The following is a 15,807-nucleotide window of genomic DNA, read 5'->3' as shown; positions in this document are numbered from 1 at the left end:
ATCACAAGACAGATTGCCGGAAAGGTGGTCAGAATACCCAATTCATCGAATTGACCCTGGAGTAATCTTCCTGGAAGGAAAGTTCTGTCAAACCAGCCAGCCAAGTTCCCTTCAAAACTAAGATTTCCAGCTCCAAATCCGGGAACGGGAATCAGGAAAATCGCAGCATAATAGACCAACAAAATTGCTCCTCCAACGATCAGACGCTTTTTTGAGTCAAAATTGAGGAAAAGAACAGTGGTGATAAATCCGGCAATCCCGATTCTTCCGAGCACAGATCCTAAACGTATTTGTTCCCAGTCAAAAAAAGGAAAAGGAACATTTTTGACTAATAAACCAAAACCAATCAACTTAAGCATTCTGATAAAAGCTTTTCGATAAATCTGTTTTTTCGGCACCTTGGTTTCTAGCGCTTTACCCAAAGAAAAAGGAATAGATACTCCCGATATAAAAATAAAGAGCGGGAAAATAAAGTCGTAGAATGTAAATCCGATCCACTCGGGATGCTCAAATTGTAGTGCCAATTCATCCAACCAAGCCCAGGAAGTCTTTCCTTCAAAACTTCGAAAAAAGGCATCCGCTCCACAGATCATCAACATATCAAAACCTCTCAGGGCATCAATTGATACCAGTCGCTTGGAAGTCAAATTGGTTGGGCTTTTCATGATTGTTTTTACATTTTTGGTTCCCAGCCTTTTTCATATTCCCTACTCCACAACTTCATCGCCTCCTTGTCATTCTTTATTCTTCCATTTGAATTATCCAGTTCCAAAGCTCTGCCTGTTCGGTAAGAAATATTCCCCAAATGGCAAAGCATGACACTCTTCACGATTTCCTGATAGGGTGAAATCAGCTGCTCTCCTTTAGTGATGGCATTTGTGAAATTGGTGAAATGAGCAATATCCATGTCAAATCCTGCACCGCGTTGATCCACTACTGTATTGCTGGTGGGTTCAGCACTTTTAACGAGTTTATTAGTATTGTCATAGATTTTATAAGAGTTGTCAAGCAATTCCAGCGTACCATTTTCACCATGGAAAGACACGCCGGAACCCATGTCATTGATTCCTCTTTTGTTACAGCTTCTACCTTCCCAGAGGATGCTTTTCCCTTCAAAATCGAAAGATGCTGTCTGCGTATCAGGGGTCTGCCAATCATCTTTGAAATGATATCTCCCACCGCTTGAATAAGCTTTTTTGGCATAATCTACATTTAATCCCCATCGTGCCAAATCAAGGAAATGCACACCATTGTTCACGATTTCGCCTGTTCCCCAATTCCAGAACCAATGCCAATTGTAATGGATCAGATTGTCTTTGAAAGCAGATCTGGGAGCTGGTCCTTGCCAAAGTTCGAAGTCCAGCCATTCCGGAACAGCCACTTCTTTCCCAAAACCAATTGATTGGCGGGTATTGGTGTACCAAGCTCGAGCATAATATGCATTGCCGATTGCTCCGCCGTGAAGTTCAGCGATCGCTTCCTGTACTCTTGGCCAACTTCTGCGCTGATTGCCCATTTGTACGACTTTACCATAGGATGATGTAGCCTTCGAAAGCAATTCTCCCTCGGCTGGATTATGGCTTCCTGGTTTTTCGATGTAGACGTGTTTTCCTGCCTTCAATGCCATCAGAGCCATTGGAGTATGCCAGTGATCCGGTAAAGCAATGGAAATGGCATCTACATTTTGATTATCCAAAGCCCTTCGGAAATCAGAAATACCCTGTGGTAATTTGCTTACTCCAGACTTTTCTGCAAGTGCCAAGCCATTGGTGACAGCTCTCGAATCCACATCACAGATGTATGAAATCTCCGCATTCGGAACTTTCGCAAAAGCCTGAATATGTTGAGAACCTCTTCCATTCACTCCCATGATGGCCACACGAACCTTGTCTTTAACCGGGTATTGAGATAATATATTGAAAGAATGTGCTGAACTCATTACTCCCAAACCCAAACTTCCGGTAGCTACGGTTTTGATAAAATTCCTTCGATTGACGTCTTTTTTCATAGTTAGATGGATTATAGATTAAGAGTTCGAGCTTGAAGAGGCAGAAAATACTTCCCTCCCATGTTTGATAGTTTTTATCACTTTGAGTTCTCCATTTTCATCTTTCCTGCAAAGGATCAAATCGGCAATAGCGCCTTCCTTAAAAAGAACATGACCGGGATTCAAAAGCTTTTGTGGACGAATTGAAGCCATTTCCCAAGCATCTGAAAGAGATGCCAGCTTATTTTGAATCAGGAAAGAAACTCCTCGTCGTATATTGGAAGCAGAACCTGCAAGAATTGAGGGATTAGATTTCAAGTGTAATTTTCCCTCTGGAGTTAGAGTCACTTCACCACCGATGTGAAGCTCATAATCTCCTGGAGGCATTCCGGCTAAAGAAACAGAATCACTAACCAGGATCAGTTTATCCTTTTTTACCTTTTGAAAAACCTGAATCACCTCAGCTTGAAGATGAAAACCATCCGCAATAATCGATGCTCCCAACTCATCCTGCGCGAGTTGCGACCAGAGATAATTCGGATGTCTGGCAATGATCGGGTGCATCCCGTTTCCAAGGTGAGTTGATAAACTGGCCCCAGCACGCACTGCATCCAATATTTGCTGATGGGTAGCATTGGTATGACCAATAGAAACCAGAATCCCATGTTCGACACACTTTTCAATAAAGGAATTGGCATTTTCCCATTCTGGTGAAAGGGTAATCATTTTGATCAGGCCTTTCGATTCCAGCTGCCATTTTTGAACTAAGCTCCAATCCGGAGCACATACAAATTCTTTAGGATGAGCACCTCTTGGTCCATCAATCGGTGAAATAAATGGGCCTTCTATATGCAAGCCTTCAATGCTCATTCTGGACAATTCATCCATTTTTCGTAGGGAAACAATCTGAAGAATCAATTGACTGATCTGCTCCGCATCATTTGTAATGAGGGTCGGGAAATGAGTGGTGACTCCTTCCTGATACAAAAGTTTGGAGATTTCGGCCAGTTTTGCAGGATCTCTTTGAATCTCGTTGTAATCGATCCCTCCATATCCGTTGACTTGAATATCTGTAAATCCGGGACCGATAATCAGATCATTTTCTAAAGAAATTTGTGTTTCTGAGATGCTATCTATGATCCCTTCAGAAAAAGAAATCTGAATAGGTAGTCCGTTTTGGTATGAGTTGCCTTGAAGTATCATTTCGCAAAAGCCCATTTTCTAACCTTATGCCCAGCAACCGCATAATAAACCAAATAGAGATAGCAAGGGAAAAGGACCCAATAGGCTAACCGGACCGAATACAAATCGGCAAAATATCCATAAAGCAAAGGCAAGATGGCATTGCCACAAAGCCCCATAATCATGATGGAAGCCCCTAGCTTTGTAAATCTCCCTAAACCATCTAAAGCCAATGGCCAGATTCCTGCCCAAACCAATGAATTGGCCAAACCAAGCAGGACAACAAATAAAATGGAGATATCTACGGTCATTCCCCAAAACTGGATAGGACCTTCAGCAAACACAATCATCAAGGTCAGAAGCGTACCCAAAACGGTGCAGATTCTTAAAATATTCACTTGAGAGATGAATTTGGGAATCAATGAAATCCCAATCAAGTATCCGATGATTGTAAAAGCTAAGGTAAATGAGGGAAAGACTTTAGCATCCATCAAACTGATGCCAAATGAATTTGCATAAGGAATCACTGTATCGATGGCAATCACTTGGGTACCGACATGAAGGAAAATAGCGAAAGCGCCCAATATCAGATGTGGGAATTGGAAAATGGAGGTTTTTCCTGAATTGGCGACCGCTACTTCTTCAGATTCATGCTCCGTATCGATTTCAGGTAAAGGAGAAAATCTGATAAAAAGACCCAGTCCAATCAATACTGTACCTACAATGGAATATGGCAAAATCACCCGCTGGATCAGTTCGTCCAAAGCTGCATCGCTGGCTGCTTCCGACATTTGATCCAGCTGCTGAAAGAGCTCATTATCCCCTACTCTTAAAACTACTGCCGCAAAAAGGATTGGTGCCAAAATACCTGCTCCTTTATTGAAAATACCCATGATACTTATTCGCTGGGCAGCTCTTTCTTTGGGGCCAAGTACGGTTACATATGGATTTGCAGCAGTTTGTAAAACCGCCAAACCAGTTCCTAAAGTGAATAAACCTAATAAGAAGAGTTCGTAAGTTCTAGCCATCGCCGCCGGCACGAAAATAAATGCCCCTATAGCCATCACGAAAAACCCCCACATCATTCCTCTTTTAAAACCTACTGCTTTGAGTAAATAGGAAGAAGGCACTGACATGACCAAATAGGAAATGTAGAAAGCAAATGCAACCAGATAGGAGTCGAAATTGCTAAGTGTAAAGGCAATTTTGAAGTAGGGAATTAGGATTGCATTTACCCATGAGACAAAACCAAAGATGAAAAACATCATCCCGATTATGGCTATGGAAATCCAAGTATACCTTTGACTTAAAGACTCCGCTTTTACGGCCACTGATTTTGAGGACATAGTTCTTTTGGGCTGAAACAAACAAAGGAATTCTCAAAATGAATACCTGAGAATTGGTATAAATACAAAATTTTTTTTCAGCAAAACAAGACTTTTCCGATCAATGACCTGAAAGTTGTGACGAGGAACCTTGGTCTAAAAACAATTGATAATTGGGGTGACTTTGAAGGATAGAAGCAGGATGATCCGGAGTGATTGGACCTTCTATACAGTTTTTGATTGCTGATGCTTTTCGGGTATCCGGTACCGAGCAAATAATAGCTTTCGATTTCATGATTTGCCGAATAGACATGCTGATTGCCTGTTGAGGAACCGCCTCTAAATTTGGAAACCAGCCCTCACCCAACTGCTGCATCCTACAAGCATGATCAAGGTCCACAACGATGTAAGGTTGTTCAGTTTCAAAATCTGCAGGAGGATCATTGAAAGCAAGATGTCCGTTTTCTCCTATCCCCACAAAGGCGACATCAATGGGATGCTTGCTAATCAATTCACCCAAGCGCTGACATTCCGCTTCTGGATTTACTTCTCCGTTGATTAAAAAATAGGCCTTCAATTGCGGTAAATGATTGAAAAAGCGCTCCATCAAATATTTTCTAAAACTTGCCGGATGGGTAATCGGTAGACCTAAATATTCATCCAAATGAAAAACAGTCACCTTGGACCAGTCGTTGTCTTTTTCAGCAAGCAGCTGTTTTAAGGTCTCAAATTGGCTGGTGCCTGTGGCTAAAATGATATTGGCATAACCTTGCTTTTTGATTGCCTCTCGGATAAAGTCGGCACCTTTTTTACCAGCCATCATCCCTAATTCAGCAGGATTTTCACATCTGGTTAAATTCATAGATTTAGCTTTTAGGGGTGATTTTAATAACCACTCAAATTATCGAAATAATTTTAAATCAAGGTTAGATGGCAAATCCCTTACTAGCTATAATTCGCACCTAGTTAGAAAAAAACTTAAAGGGATAGCTTTTCAGCTTCCGTAGTCTCCAATTCCACAATAATTTCATTTTTGCGATTTATCACTTCAAATGGAGGATTATATCCCAAAAAGTAAAATCGATTAGTGTACCCAATTCCTTCAGCCTCTAAAGCAGATTTTAATTTATTTTTAAACGCCTCTATTTTTTCATCAGTGGCCCAACCACCAAAGGTGATGGCAGCGACAGTTTTTGCTGGTTCTTCACGGAATTCGATTTGAGATTGGTTCGGCTGAGGAAGGGTTTCTTTGTTAAATTTCTTTGGAACCATAAACATCATGGTCATCGAGTCTTCCAAAGACATAGCTACAGGAGAGGTCATAGCTATTTTCTCATTGCTTTTATTTCCACCAAAAATATATCCTGCCAAAATGGAAAATCCTTTGCTTGATGATTCTTTGTATTTATTTCCTGAGAGTTTGACGGATGTGAATAAGCTTGCCTCATAGCTACGAATTTCAAAGTCTTCATATTTCTTGTTGACCTTATAAGGATAAGTTTCAATATTCTTTTGGCTTCTCATCGCAAAAATTTGGATAACGACAAATACCAAAATAATTATTCCGAGTATGATTAATGCGATTTTCATTTTTGGGGTTTAAGCTTTAGCTAATTTCGTTACTTCTGATTTACAACTACTTATTAGTCTAAGGATTTTTCTACCCAATTCGTTTCATTTTATTATCTGATGTTCTCTTTCTTATTAGTTGCTTATAATTTATCAGGATTTAAATCCCTACTTCTAGCTTATTATAAGCCTATTCTAAAAAGCTATTTAATCAAATAAGCTTTCTAAAACTGATTAGATTTATTTCCAGATGCTTTTTGTGGAAATTATTGATTGGGTGACTTCGGTAGAACCAAGGGCTTAGCCATCCACTTTTTTCATCTGTTTATAATTTGTTTTTCAATGGTCATATGGAATCTCGCAAGGCCTATAATCATCCCAGTGTGTGACTTTTTAGTCATGCTCGATTTCATTGCATAATTTGAGAAGCTTAGACTATCAAAAAATCATAAATCTGCAATCCTGATTACCATCCCCAGGTTCCTGGAGCCCCTTTAAATGGACCAACGATGTCAGAGGTGATCCAGCCTCCGTAGAAATCCCCTTCCTGAGCCTGTACTTTTTCATCATTCACAAAGCAGGTATCCATGTGGTGGGCGTAGACAGAAACCGTGTTTTTTAGCTGATGATAGGCTTTGTTTGGATTTAAGTAGCTCCAAGCGGACCTTGAAGCTGTTTTGCCCCCTACTCGGATATCATAGTAATTGGCTGCTCCTTTCCATTCACAAAAAGAAGAACCCGTAACAGGAATCAACACGCCTTCTTTGAAAGCATCCATTGGAATATAATAAGTTGGCGGATGGCTGGTTTCCAGAATTCGAAAAGATTGATTAGTGTCTAGTATGATTTCACCATTAAACACTATTCGAAGATGCTTTCTGCATTCTTCCAGTCTTGGTGGACGTGGATAGTCCCAGACTGATTCCTGACCTGGTTTTGGTTTGAAGGGCTTGATAGACATACAAGTTGAACCCACCTCCCTCACTTTTGTTACCAAATCTTGTCTATCAATAAGTGCATGTTAATCTACGTTTAGGACTTAGGCGTAAACTTTAAGGCTTGATCCCGAATAGGACCAAATCGAGTGGTGAGCATATCGATAAGGTAATTTTGGTAAACGCGCCATGGACGCTTGGAACCCTGCTTCGGTAAATCATTTTCAGCACGGGTGATGTATCCCGAGCTTAGATTCAGAAAATTCTCTTCGTTATCGATCTTGCCAGCTTTCGGAGTCACGACATCAAACCCATTCTTATCCATGTATTTTAAGATTTTGCACAGGTAATTTGCTGTCAAATCTACTTTTAAAGTCCAAGAAGCATTGGTATAACCAAAGCAATAAATAAGGTTAGGTAATTCACTTACCATCATGCCTTTATAAATGTAACAATCACTGACCTTAATTTGACTGTTGTTCACCGAAAGTTGTGCTCCACCAAGTAATTGAATTTTCAGACCCGTTGCCATGACAATAAGATCTGCTTTGATGAATTCCCCATTTTTCATTTGTACTCCCTGCTCTGAAAAATGTGAAATTTCACCAGTTACGACATTGGCTTGACCATTATTAATGCTCGTAAAAAAATCTCTGTCAGGTACCACACAGAGTCGCTGATCCCAAGGATTATAACTCGGATTAAAATGCTTTTCTACTGGATATCCGTCGGGAAGTTGTTTGGCTGCGGCATTCATGATTATTTTTTTCATGAATTTTGGGAAAGCTTTCGAAAACCCAAAGGAAGCCATAGAGAGCAGAATATTCGTACTCCGGGTCAGGCGGTATGCCCAACTATTCGGTAAAACTTTTTTTAGAAAAGCAAACTGTCCATTCCGATTGGGAAGATTCATCACATAAGTTGGAGAACGCTGAATCATCGTCACTTGCCCTGCCCCTTGGTTTGCAAGGCTAGGGACCAAAGTAATAGCGGTAGCCCCACTTCCAATGACTGCGATTTTCTGATTGGAAAAGTCCAGGTCTTTGGGCCAGAATTGAGGCAAAAGGATCTTTCCTTGGAAAAGATCTTCCCCTTTAAATTTTGGGCGGTGCGCCTCTTGATAATTGTAATATCCTGTGCAGATGCTCAAAAAACGACTTTTTAGCATTTTCAATCCCTCGGGTGATTCTACTTGTAGACTCCAGCATTTCTCTTCGTCGGACCAGTTGGAGCTGAGCATTTTATGATTGAAAGAGATAAGCTGATCTAATTTATTTTCCATTACAGTCTGCTCAAGGTACTTCAGGATTTTATCTCCACTAGAAAGAGACTGAGGATCATTCCAAGGCTTAAACCTGAAACCAAAAGTGAACATATCTGAATCTGACCGGATTCCAGGATACTGGAAAAGAGACCAAGTACCTCCGATGGAATCTCTAGCTTCAAGGACTAAAACGCTCTTTTCGGGACATTTTTTCTGAAGCCAATAAGCCATTCCGATACCAGAAATGCCTGCTCCAACTATGATGATATCGTATGTGTTCTTGGTTGTCGAATAAGGATGCAACATGAAATCAAATTATGAAAAAAAGCTGTGCATTAAGAGACACACTTTGGAAATCTGCACGCTTACTTTTGAATTCCTAAATTGCAGGCTCGATATTCTCAATTTTGCCTTAATTTTGAAATTCAATTTCTATCCATGACAGAAGAAAACTCATCACTGAATTTTATCGAACAAATTATAGCCGACGATTTGGCAGCAGGCCTTTCGCCGGACAAGCTTCGTTTTCGATTTCCACCAGAGCCAAATGGCTATCTACATATTGGTCATGCAGCTTCTATTTGCCTGAATTTTGGTTTGGGAGAAAAATATAATGCGCCGGTTAATCTTCGTTTTGACGATACCAACCCCGCCAAAGAGGAGCAGGAATATGTTGACGCAATTAAAAGGGATATTCAATGGCTTGGTTTTAAATGGGCTATTGAGTGTTACTCATCTGACTATTTTCAGCAGCTCTATGATTGGGCGATTCAATTGATTAAAGAAGGTAAAGCCTATGTGGATGGGCAATCTGCCGAAGCTATGGCGGAGCAAAAAGGGACTCCAAGCACACCTGGTGTAGCTGGTCCCTTCCGTGACTTATCAGTTGAAGAAAACCTGAATTTATTCCAGCGAATGAAGGATGGGGAATTTGAGCAAGGAAGCTATGTTCTTCGGGCGAAAATTGATATGACCTCTCCGAATATGCTGATGCGAGATCCGATTCTTTATCGGGTTGTTAAAAAAGCACATCACCGTACAGGAACTGACTGGTGTATCTATCCAATGTATGATTGGACTCATGGAGAGTCTGATTATATCGAACAGATTTCTCATTCCATCTGTACCCTGGAGTTTAAAATGCACAGGGAATTATATGATTGGTTCTTGGATCAGATCATAGATCCAGCGAAGCTAAGACCCATTCAAAGGGAATTTGCACGAAGAAACTTGAGCTATACTGTAATGAGTAAGCGAAAGCTTTTGGAATTGGTACAAAGCAAGACCGTTTCGGGTTGGGATGATCCACGGATGCCGACTATTTCAGGTTTGAGAAGAAGAGGTTATACTCCAGAATCGATCCGGAATTTCAGTGATCTTTCGGGTATCTCTAAGCGTGATAGCGTCACTGATGTTTCCTTATTGGAATATTGTATTCGGGAGGATTTAAATAAGGTCGCAACTCGGGTAATGGGGGTTTTGGATCCGGTGAAGTTGGTGATAACCAATTACCCTGCAGGGAAAACCGAACTATTGGTTTCTGAAAATAATCCAGAGGATCCGAATTCAGGGACTCATGAACTCCCGTTCTCCGGAGAATTGTATATCGAGCGGGAAGATTTCAAAGAAGAAGCTGGATCAAATTTCTTCCGATTGACTTTGGGAAATGAAGTCCGTCTTAAAAGCGCTTACATTATCAAAGGGGAATCTGTTGTAAAAGATACAGAAGGCAATATTTTAGAAATTCATTGTACTGCTGACTTGGATTCAAGATCAGGTTCTGGTACCGAAGCCAGCACAAGAAAAGTAAAAGGAACACTTCATTGGGTATCAATCCAACATGCAATTACCGCTGAGGTTCGGGAATATGATCGTTTGTTTTTGGACGAAGCTCCAGATTCTAATGAAGACAAGAATTTTATGGAATTCGTAAATCCTGATTCTTTGAAGATCATTTCAAAAGCATATTTAGAGCCGTTTTTGGCTGATGCCAAAGTGGGCGACAAGTTCCAGTTTCAACGCTTAGGATATTTTACGCTTGATAAAGATTCATCGGCTGAAAAGCTTGTTTTCAACAAAACTGTAGGCTTGAGGGACTCTTGGGCTAAGCAGAAACCTACTCCTACTGCACAATCTAATCCTTCAAATTCTCAGAAAAGCAATCCAAAACCAGCACAGGATCAGCAGGTTCGATCTGCGATTAATGAGATTCAGAAAATAGCCAAAAAGTACACAAACCTTTCTGGAGACAAATTGGCTGCTGCCCGTGCAGATATTGCCAGATTGGCTGAAGAGGTAAGCTATGAGGAATTGGAGCCTTTGTTCCAGACTGCAGCTAAAAAAGTAGGAACCCGAATCGGGGCGATGATTACGCTGGGCGTGTTGTTGAATAAAGGTCAAGCGCGCAATTCGGAAATCGAAGCCTTTATAGCAGCAGGACTGTCAGACGAGAATGAGTTGCTGGTTGAAGAGGCGAAAGTTGTTGGCAGTGGGCAGTAAACAGTATTACATTAGGCAGTTTTCAGTAGGCAGTAAGCAGTGAGCCGTTGTCAACCTTTGAGGTCTCTTTTTGACCTCGAAGGTTTTAAGAAAAGTGAGTAATCAGTTGGAAGTGGCAGCGGGCAGTTTACGTCTCCCGTACAGTTGTCGGGTGCGAGGATTTTACTAAAATTTATCAGTATTCGCTCTCTTTCGAATCCGAAGCAATCTGTTCGGTAAGAAGCATTGAAAATAAATTATAAAGAAATGCTCGTTGAAATTAATCAACGAGCATTTTTATTTCCTTTCAATAGATTTATTCTCGATCTTATTTTAAAAAATACATTTTCCAAACACCCCGGTTCTTCACATCAATGCTTCCACGGTATTCACATTCAAATTCGTCTTTGATCAGTTCATAGGTTGTTTCTGAAAGATTAATCCTGCCTTCAACAGAATTCGTTTCCATCCTTGAAGCGATATTTACTGTATCTCCCCAGATGTCGTATTGCCATTTTTTGATTCCTACAATTCCAGCGACTATTGGGCCAGTATGGATTCCGATGCGCATTTCAAAGTGCATCAAGTCATTACCAAGTTCTTGATTCACAAAAGCCATCATCTCTTTTGCCGCCAAAATCACGTCTTTAGGATGGGTTTTGTTTTGGATTGGAAGACCTCCGGCACACATATAAGAGTCTCCAATAGTTTTGATCTTTTCAAGACCATATTTTGTCGTGATCCGATCAAATTCTTTGAAATAAAAATCAATACTTTCTACTAATTTTTCGGGAGAAATATTCTCTGAGATCGCGGTAAAACTTTTGAAATCTGTAAACAAAACAGTTACTGAATCTATTCTTTTGGCCATTACTTTGCCGTCATTCTTTAACTCTTCAGCAGTTTCTTCCGGCAAAATATTTAGCAATAATTCCTCAGATCTATTTTTTTCCTTTTCAATAATCAATTTGGTTTCCTTTTCAAACCGATAGCGTCGATAAGTCATTATTGCTACAAGAATCACAAAAAGCAACATGACAAGTACCGCGTAGATAAAAAATTGCTGTCTCTTTTCCCTGAGTTGGGAGATTAAGGCTTCCTTCTCCAAATAATCGACTTCCACTTGTTTTTGAGATACTTCGTAATCGGTTCGGAGGTTTGCAATCTCTTGTACCGCCTGAATATTATTTACGCTATCTCGATAGAGAATGTATTGTTTATAAAATTCCAGCGCTTTTGGAGCATTTCCTGATTGTTCATAAATCTTTGATAACAATAGATTTGACTCACTGATTTGCTCTTTTAGTCCATATTTTTTAGCCAGATCAAGGCTTCGCTGCGAATAGGATAAGGCTGTTGCTATTTCATTTTTTTCTAGATAAATAGAGGACATAAAATTCAAATAAACTGCAATGGCATAGTGATCAGCATATTTTTCTAGAATCTCAATGGCCTGATTTATTCGATCTTCAGCAATGCTTTTATTGCCATACTCGGCGAAGATCATTCCCAAATTACCCAAGCAATATGCTTTACCTAAGGGAAAATCTACACGTTCAAAAATCTGTTGAGATCGCTCGGTAAAAAGTAAGGCCGAATCCAATTTCCCCATGTTCAAGTATTCATCTCCAGCATTGAAAATGGCACTACCTAAACCAATTGAGTCATTTCCATTTTCGAGGATTTCGATACTTTTCCGATAATAAATAATAGCGTTTTGGCTATTCTCATTTGCTGAATAGGTGTCAGCTATTGCGACAAACACCTTCCCTTTATAATCAATATTCCCAGATTTCTCTGCATATTTTAAAGCAATAAAATAGTTTTCCAGGCCCTCTGACAAATTGCCTTTTAGCTTGTACGAATTACCTATCTGAAGGTGTGCGGCGTATAAGTTTGAGAAAAGGGAGTCTTTTAAAGATTTCTGAAGTAGGATATTGCCATATTTCAAAAGTGTATCAGGATTTTGTTCTTTGGCTAAAAGTTTGTTTAAGAGTGCTAGATTTTTCTCTCCACCGGCATAATAGGCACTCTTTAAACTGTCAAGGACAAACGTATTTCTACCTTCCTCAGATTCTGATTGTCCATAGACCTGGAAGGATAAAATGAAAATAAAAATGGATAAAATGCTGATTTTCAAATTAAAAAATTTATGCTTTTGTGGTTAGAATATTTTAATCTTTGGATCAATGGTGTATTTTTTTTCTACTCCGCCTGAGTTGACCATAAATTTAATTTTGTACTCTTCAGGTGGAGATGAATCCTTTATTTTACCTACATGACCATCGATATGTGTCGATCCTGCACCGTTTTTACGGTTATATATCTTAATAAAAGATTTACTGCCTTTCTTGGACTTAATATCTTTTATGATCACAAAATCTTCTTTACTAGTCATGATATACATAGCGGCTCCTACCCAAGACAGTTTCGAATTTGATTTGGTGTAGCTTGTGAAATCTTCTCTTCCAGGAACATCATCATGATTATCGCAAATAAGAACGCATTCCAGAACCTTGTCTTTTTCCTTGTTCGAATACTGGATGATTTTAGTGGTATCCACATAGAGTGTGATAATGGTATCTTTCATTTTTGACATGATTCAGGATTTTTTATGATAAAAATTAAAATGGACAGAGTTTTATGATTTTTGAAATTAAAAGGCTTAAGCTGTTCAAAATAGAAAAAAGAAGGCATAAACCAATATCCTTTTTCAGAGAGGATAGTATTTTGCAAAATATAGTTTTCGAAAAAGGCAATGTCTCCGAGCATTCTGTCATAGAAAATGTCTTTTAGGCCAGGTCTAAAAGTAGTGAGATTAAAAAATAATGATGGATCATTTACCACTGATCTAATTTAAAAATGCATGATTTCCAGAGAATTTGTACTTTGTATGTATGCCATATCTATCAACCTTATGAAATACTTTAAAAAACCTTTTGCTGCGCTGATAATAGCTTGCTTGATTTCCGCATCGATTCTGGAACTCCATGCCCAGAAATTACCGGTAGACACCTCATTTTATTCGAGTTATAGCTGGAGAAATATCGGGCCAAATCGCGGAGGAAGATCACTCGGTAGTTCAGGAAGTCCGAGTCGTCCCTACGAATACTATTTTGGAGCCACCGGTGGAGGACTCTGGAAAACCATAGATGGCGGAAATGAATGGTTTCCAGTTACCGATGGTCAAATCTCTTCCTCAAGTATAGGTGCTGTAGCTGTTGCTGAAAGCAATCCTGACATTGTCTATATCGGTGGAGGAGAAACTCAACTTCGCGGAAGCATCACTCAGGGCGATGGAGTCTATAAAACTACTGATGGAGGTAAAACTTGGAAGCATCTCGGACTTCAGGAAACGCAAGCCATCTCCAGAATCAGAGTGGACCCTACCAATGCTGATCTAGTTTATGTTGCTGCTTTGGGACATCCTTATGGGGAAAATGAAGAACGGGGAGTTTTCCGATCGAAAGATGGAGGAGAAACTTGGGAAAAAGTGCTTTATGTTAGTGATAAAGCAGGTGCTGCCGATTTGATCATCGACCGAACGAATCCAAATGTACTTTATGCTTCTACCTGGCAAGTCTATCGAAAAGCATGGAAAATGTGGGGTGGTGGTCCAGATTCTAAGCTTCGGACATCTACTGATGGTGGAGATACTTGGACAGACCTGACTTCCAATCCGGGAATGCCAGAAGGTCCGATCGGAAAGATCGGGGTGACCGTCTCTCCTGCCGATCCCAATCGCGTTTGGGCTATTGTTGAAGCAAATGAAGGTGGGGTTTTCAGGTCTGATGATGCTGGGAAGACTTGGGAGAAAGTAAATGATGAGCGAAAATTAAGACAAAGAGCATTTTACTATTCTAGAATTTATGCTGATCCAATTGATAAGAATACAGTCTATGGGTTGAACGTGGACTTTTGGAAATCGACAGATGGTGGAAAAACTTTTGATGTGGAGATCACTGTTCCACATGGCGATAACCACGATCTCTGGATAGATCCAAATGATCCTATGCGAATGATCAGTAGCAATGATGGTGGTGGTGTAGTAAGTATTAATGGTGGAAAAACATGGACAGAGGAAGACTATACAACTACACAGTTTTACCATGTAATGACTACTTCAGATGTCCCCTATCATGTAGCTGGAGCTCAACAGGATAATAGTACTTTAGCAATGCCTTCTGAAGGCTGGGATCATATGCTTGGAAGAGGTCCTGGACATGGTTGGCATTATGCAGTTGGCGGAGGAGAAAGCGGCTGGATCACTCAAAGCCCAACAGACCCAGATATATTTTATGCTGGTTCTCAGGGAGCTTTGCTCACTCGATACAATCGAAAAACCGGACAGATTCGTGACATTCAGGTTTACCCTAGATTCTTTTCAGGCGAACCAGCTTCAGCCTTACCGGAAAGATGGCAATGGACCTTCCCTATTATGTTTTCTCCATTGGATCCCAAGACGATGTACACCACATCTCAGCATGTATGGAAAACTACAAACGATGGACAAACTTGGGAAAAGATCAGTCCAGATCTTACCTATGCCGATCCTGAAACCTTGGGAAAAACCGGTGGTGTGATCACCATGGATATGAATGGCCCAGAAATTTATGCGACTGTCTTTGCTCTTGCACCTTCTATGCATGATGTGAATACTATTTGGGCAGGTTCGGATGATGGAAAAGTTCATATCACTCAAGACGGAGGGAAAAACTGGGTGGATATTACGCCGAAAGACTTACCTAAATTTTCCAGAATCAGTATCATTGATGAAGGGAAATTTAAGCCAGGAACGCTTTATCTAGCGGCTAACCGTTACCAAGTTGATGATCGACAACCTTATGTCTTTAAAACTGATGATTTTGGTAAAACCTGGACAAAAATTATTTCCGGAATTGAGGATGGACATTTTGCGAGAGCAATTCGGGAAGATTTAGAAAAACCGGGATTGCTTTATTTGGCTACTGAGCACGGGGTTTATGTTTCCTTTAATGATGGGGACATGTGGCAATCTCTTCAACTTAACCTTCCCGATACTCCGATCAGGGATTTAGTGTTGAAAAA

12 protein-coding genes are annotated in these 15,807 nt (G+C 40.2%); 2 read left to right on the top strand and 10 right to left on the bottom strand.

The window, feature by feature from the left end:
- The 8 genes from P8O16_RS01435 to P8O16_RS01400 form a co-directional block, all read right to left on the bottom strand.
- Positions 1–665 (bottom strand): DUF5009 domain-containing protein (locus P8O16_RS01435; protein ID WP_300310107.1); only part of this gene is annotated, 665 nt, incomplete at its 3' end.
- A gap of 8 nt (positions 666–673) precedes the next feature.
- On the bottom strand, positions 674–2,008 hold the full coding sequence (locus tag P8O16_RS01430) for a Gfo/Idh/MocA family oxidoreductase (protein ID WP_300310106.1): 1,335 nt from the start codon (positions 2,006–2,008) through the stop codon (positions 674–676).
- Positions 2,009–2,026: 18 nt separating this feature from the next.
- A complete protein-coding gene (gene nagA / locus P8O16_RS01425) occupies positions 2,027–3,190 on the bottom strand; it encodes an N-acetylglucosamine-6-phosphate deacetylase (protein ID WP_300310105.1) in 1,164 nt (387 codons plus the stop codon).
- Entirely contained in the window at positions 3,187–4,515 is a 1,329-nt protein-coding gene (locus tag P8O16_RS01420) for a sugar MFS transporter (RefSeq protein ID WP_300310104.1), read from the bottom strand. Before P8O16_RS01420 ends, nagA begins: the two co-directional genes overlap by 4 nt.
- A gap of 100 nt (positions 4,516–4,615) precedes the next feature.
- Complete coding sequence (locus P8O16_RS01415; protein ID WP_300310103.1) at positions 4,616–5,356, bottom strand: glucosamine-6-phosphate deaminase; 741 nt, start codon at positions 5,354–5,356, stop codon at positions 4,616–4,618.
- Positions 5,357–5,472: 116 nt separating this feature from the next.
- The gene (locus tag P8O16_RS01410; RefSeq protein WP_300310102.1) at positions 5,473–6,084 is read right to left on the bottom strand and encodes a heme-binding protein; all 612 of its coding nucleotides are present in this window, start codon (positions 6,082–6,084) and stop codon (positions 5,473–5,475) included.
- 445 nt (positions 6,085–6,529) lie between these two features.
- The gene (locus P8O16_RS01405) at positions 6,530–7,024 is read right to left on the bottom strand and encodes a DUF427 domain-containing protein (protein ID WP_300310100.1); all 495 of its coding nucleotides are present in this window, start codon (positions 7,022–7,024) and stop codon (positions 6,530–6,532) included.
- Positions 7,025–7,095: 71 nt separating this feature from the next.
- A complete protein-coding gene (locus P8O16_RS01400; protein ID WP_300310098.1) occupies positions 7,096–8,568 on the bottom strand; it encodes an NAD(P)/FAD-dependent oxidoreductase in 1,473 nt (490 codons plus the stop codon).
- A 132-nt stretch (positions 8,569–8,700) separates the two neighbouring features.
- Here P8O16_RS01400 and P8O16_RS01395 point away from each other — a divergent pair, with 132 nt between their 5' ends.
- Positions 8,701–10,761: a glutamine--tRNA ligase/YqeY domain fusion protein gene (locus tag P8O16_RS01395; protein WP_300310096.1), complete on the top strand. Its 2,061-nt coding sequence runs from the start codon at positions 8,701–8,703 to the stop codon at positions 10,759–10,761.
- Between the two features lie 307 nt (positions 10,762–11,068).
- On the opposite strand, the gene P8O16_RS01390 is transcribed toward P8O16_RS01395, so the two are convergent.
- Positions 11,069–12,880: an adenylate/guanylate cyclase domain-containing protein gene (locus P8O16_RS01390; protein ID WP_300310095.1), complete on the bottom strand. Its 1,812-nt coding sequence runs from the start codon at positions 12,878–12,880 to the stop codon at positions 11,069–11,071.
- 24 nt (positions 12,881–12,904) lie between these two features.
- Entirely contained in the window at positions 12,905–13,330 is a 426-nt protein-coding gene (locus tag P8O16_RS01385; RefSeq protein WP_300310094.1) for a hypothetical protein, read from the bottom strand.
- Positions 13,331–13,657: 327 nt separating this feature from the next.
- Between P8O16_RS01385 and P8O16_RS01380 the strand changes: the two genes are divergently transcribed.
- The coding region (locus P8O16_RS01380) for a glycosyl hydrolase (protein WP_300310093.1) at positions 13,658–15,807 on the top strand (2,150 nt) is incomplete at its 3' end.

It is taken from the genome of Algoriphagus sp. (assembly GCF_029254265.1).
Classification (GTDB): Bacteria; Bacteroidota; Bacteroidia; order Cytophagales; family Cyclobacteriaceae; genus Algoriphagus.
Note: the sequence above shows the minus strand (reverse complement) of the source record. Positions and strands in the feature narration are given on the sequence as shown.

Bases quoted from the DNA above. Each gene is read 5' to 3' on its own strand.
- P8O16_RS01430 (WP_300310106.1), bottom strand. From the start codon at position 2,008: ATGAAAAAAGACGTCAATCGAAGGAATTTTATCAAAACCGTAGCTACC.
- nagA (WP_300310105.1), bottom strand. From the start codon at position 3,190: ATGATACTTCAAGGCAACTCATACCAAAACGGACTACCTATTCAGATT.
- P8O16_RS01420 (WP_300310104.1), bottom strand. From the start codon at position 4,515: ATGTCCTCAAAATCAGTGGCCGTAAAAGCGGAGTCTTTAAGTCAAAGG.
- P8O16_RS01415 (WP_300310103.1), bottom strand. From the start codon at position 5,356: ATGAATTTAACCAGATGTGAAAATCCTGCTGAATTAGGGATGATGGCT.
- P8O16_RS01410 (WP_300310102.1), bottom strand. From the start codon at position 6,084: ATGAAAATCGCATTAATCATACTCGGAATAATTATTTTGGTATTTGTC.
- P8O16_RS01405 (WP_300310100.1), bottom strand. From the start codon at position 7,024: ATGTCTATCAAGCCCTTCAAACCAAAACCAGGTCAGGAATCAGTCTGG.
- P8O16_RS01400 (WP_300310098.1), bottom strand. From the start codon at position 8,568: ATGTTGCATCCTTATTCGACAACCAAGAACACATACGATATCATCATA.
- P8O16_RS01395 (WP_300310096.1), top strand. From the start codon at position 8,701: ATGACAGAAGAAAACTCATCACTGAATTTTATCGAACAAATTATAGCC.
- P8O16_RS01385 (WP_300310094.1), bottom strand. From the start codon at position 13,330: ATGAAAGATACCATTATCACACTCTATGTGGATACCACTAAAATCATC.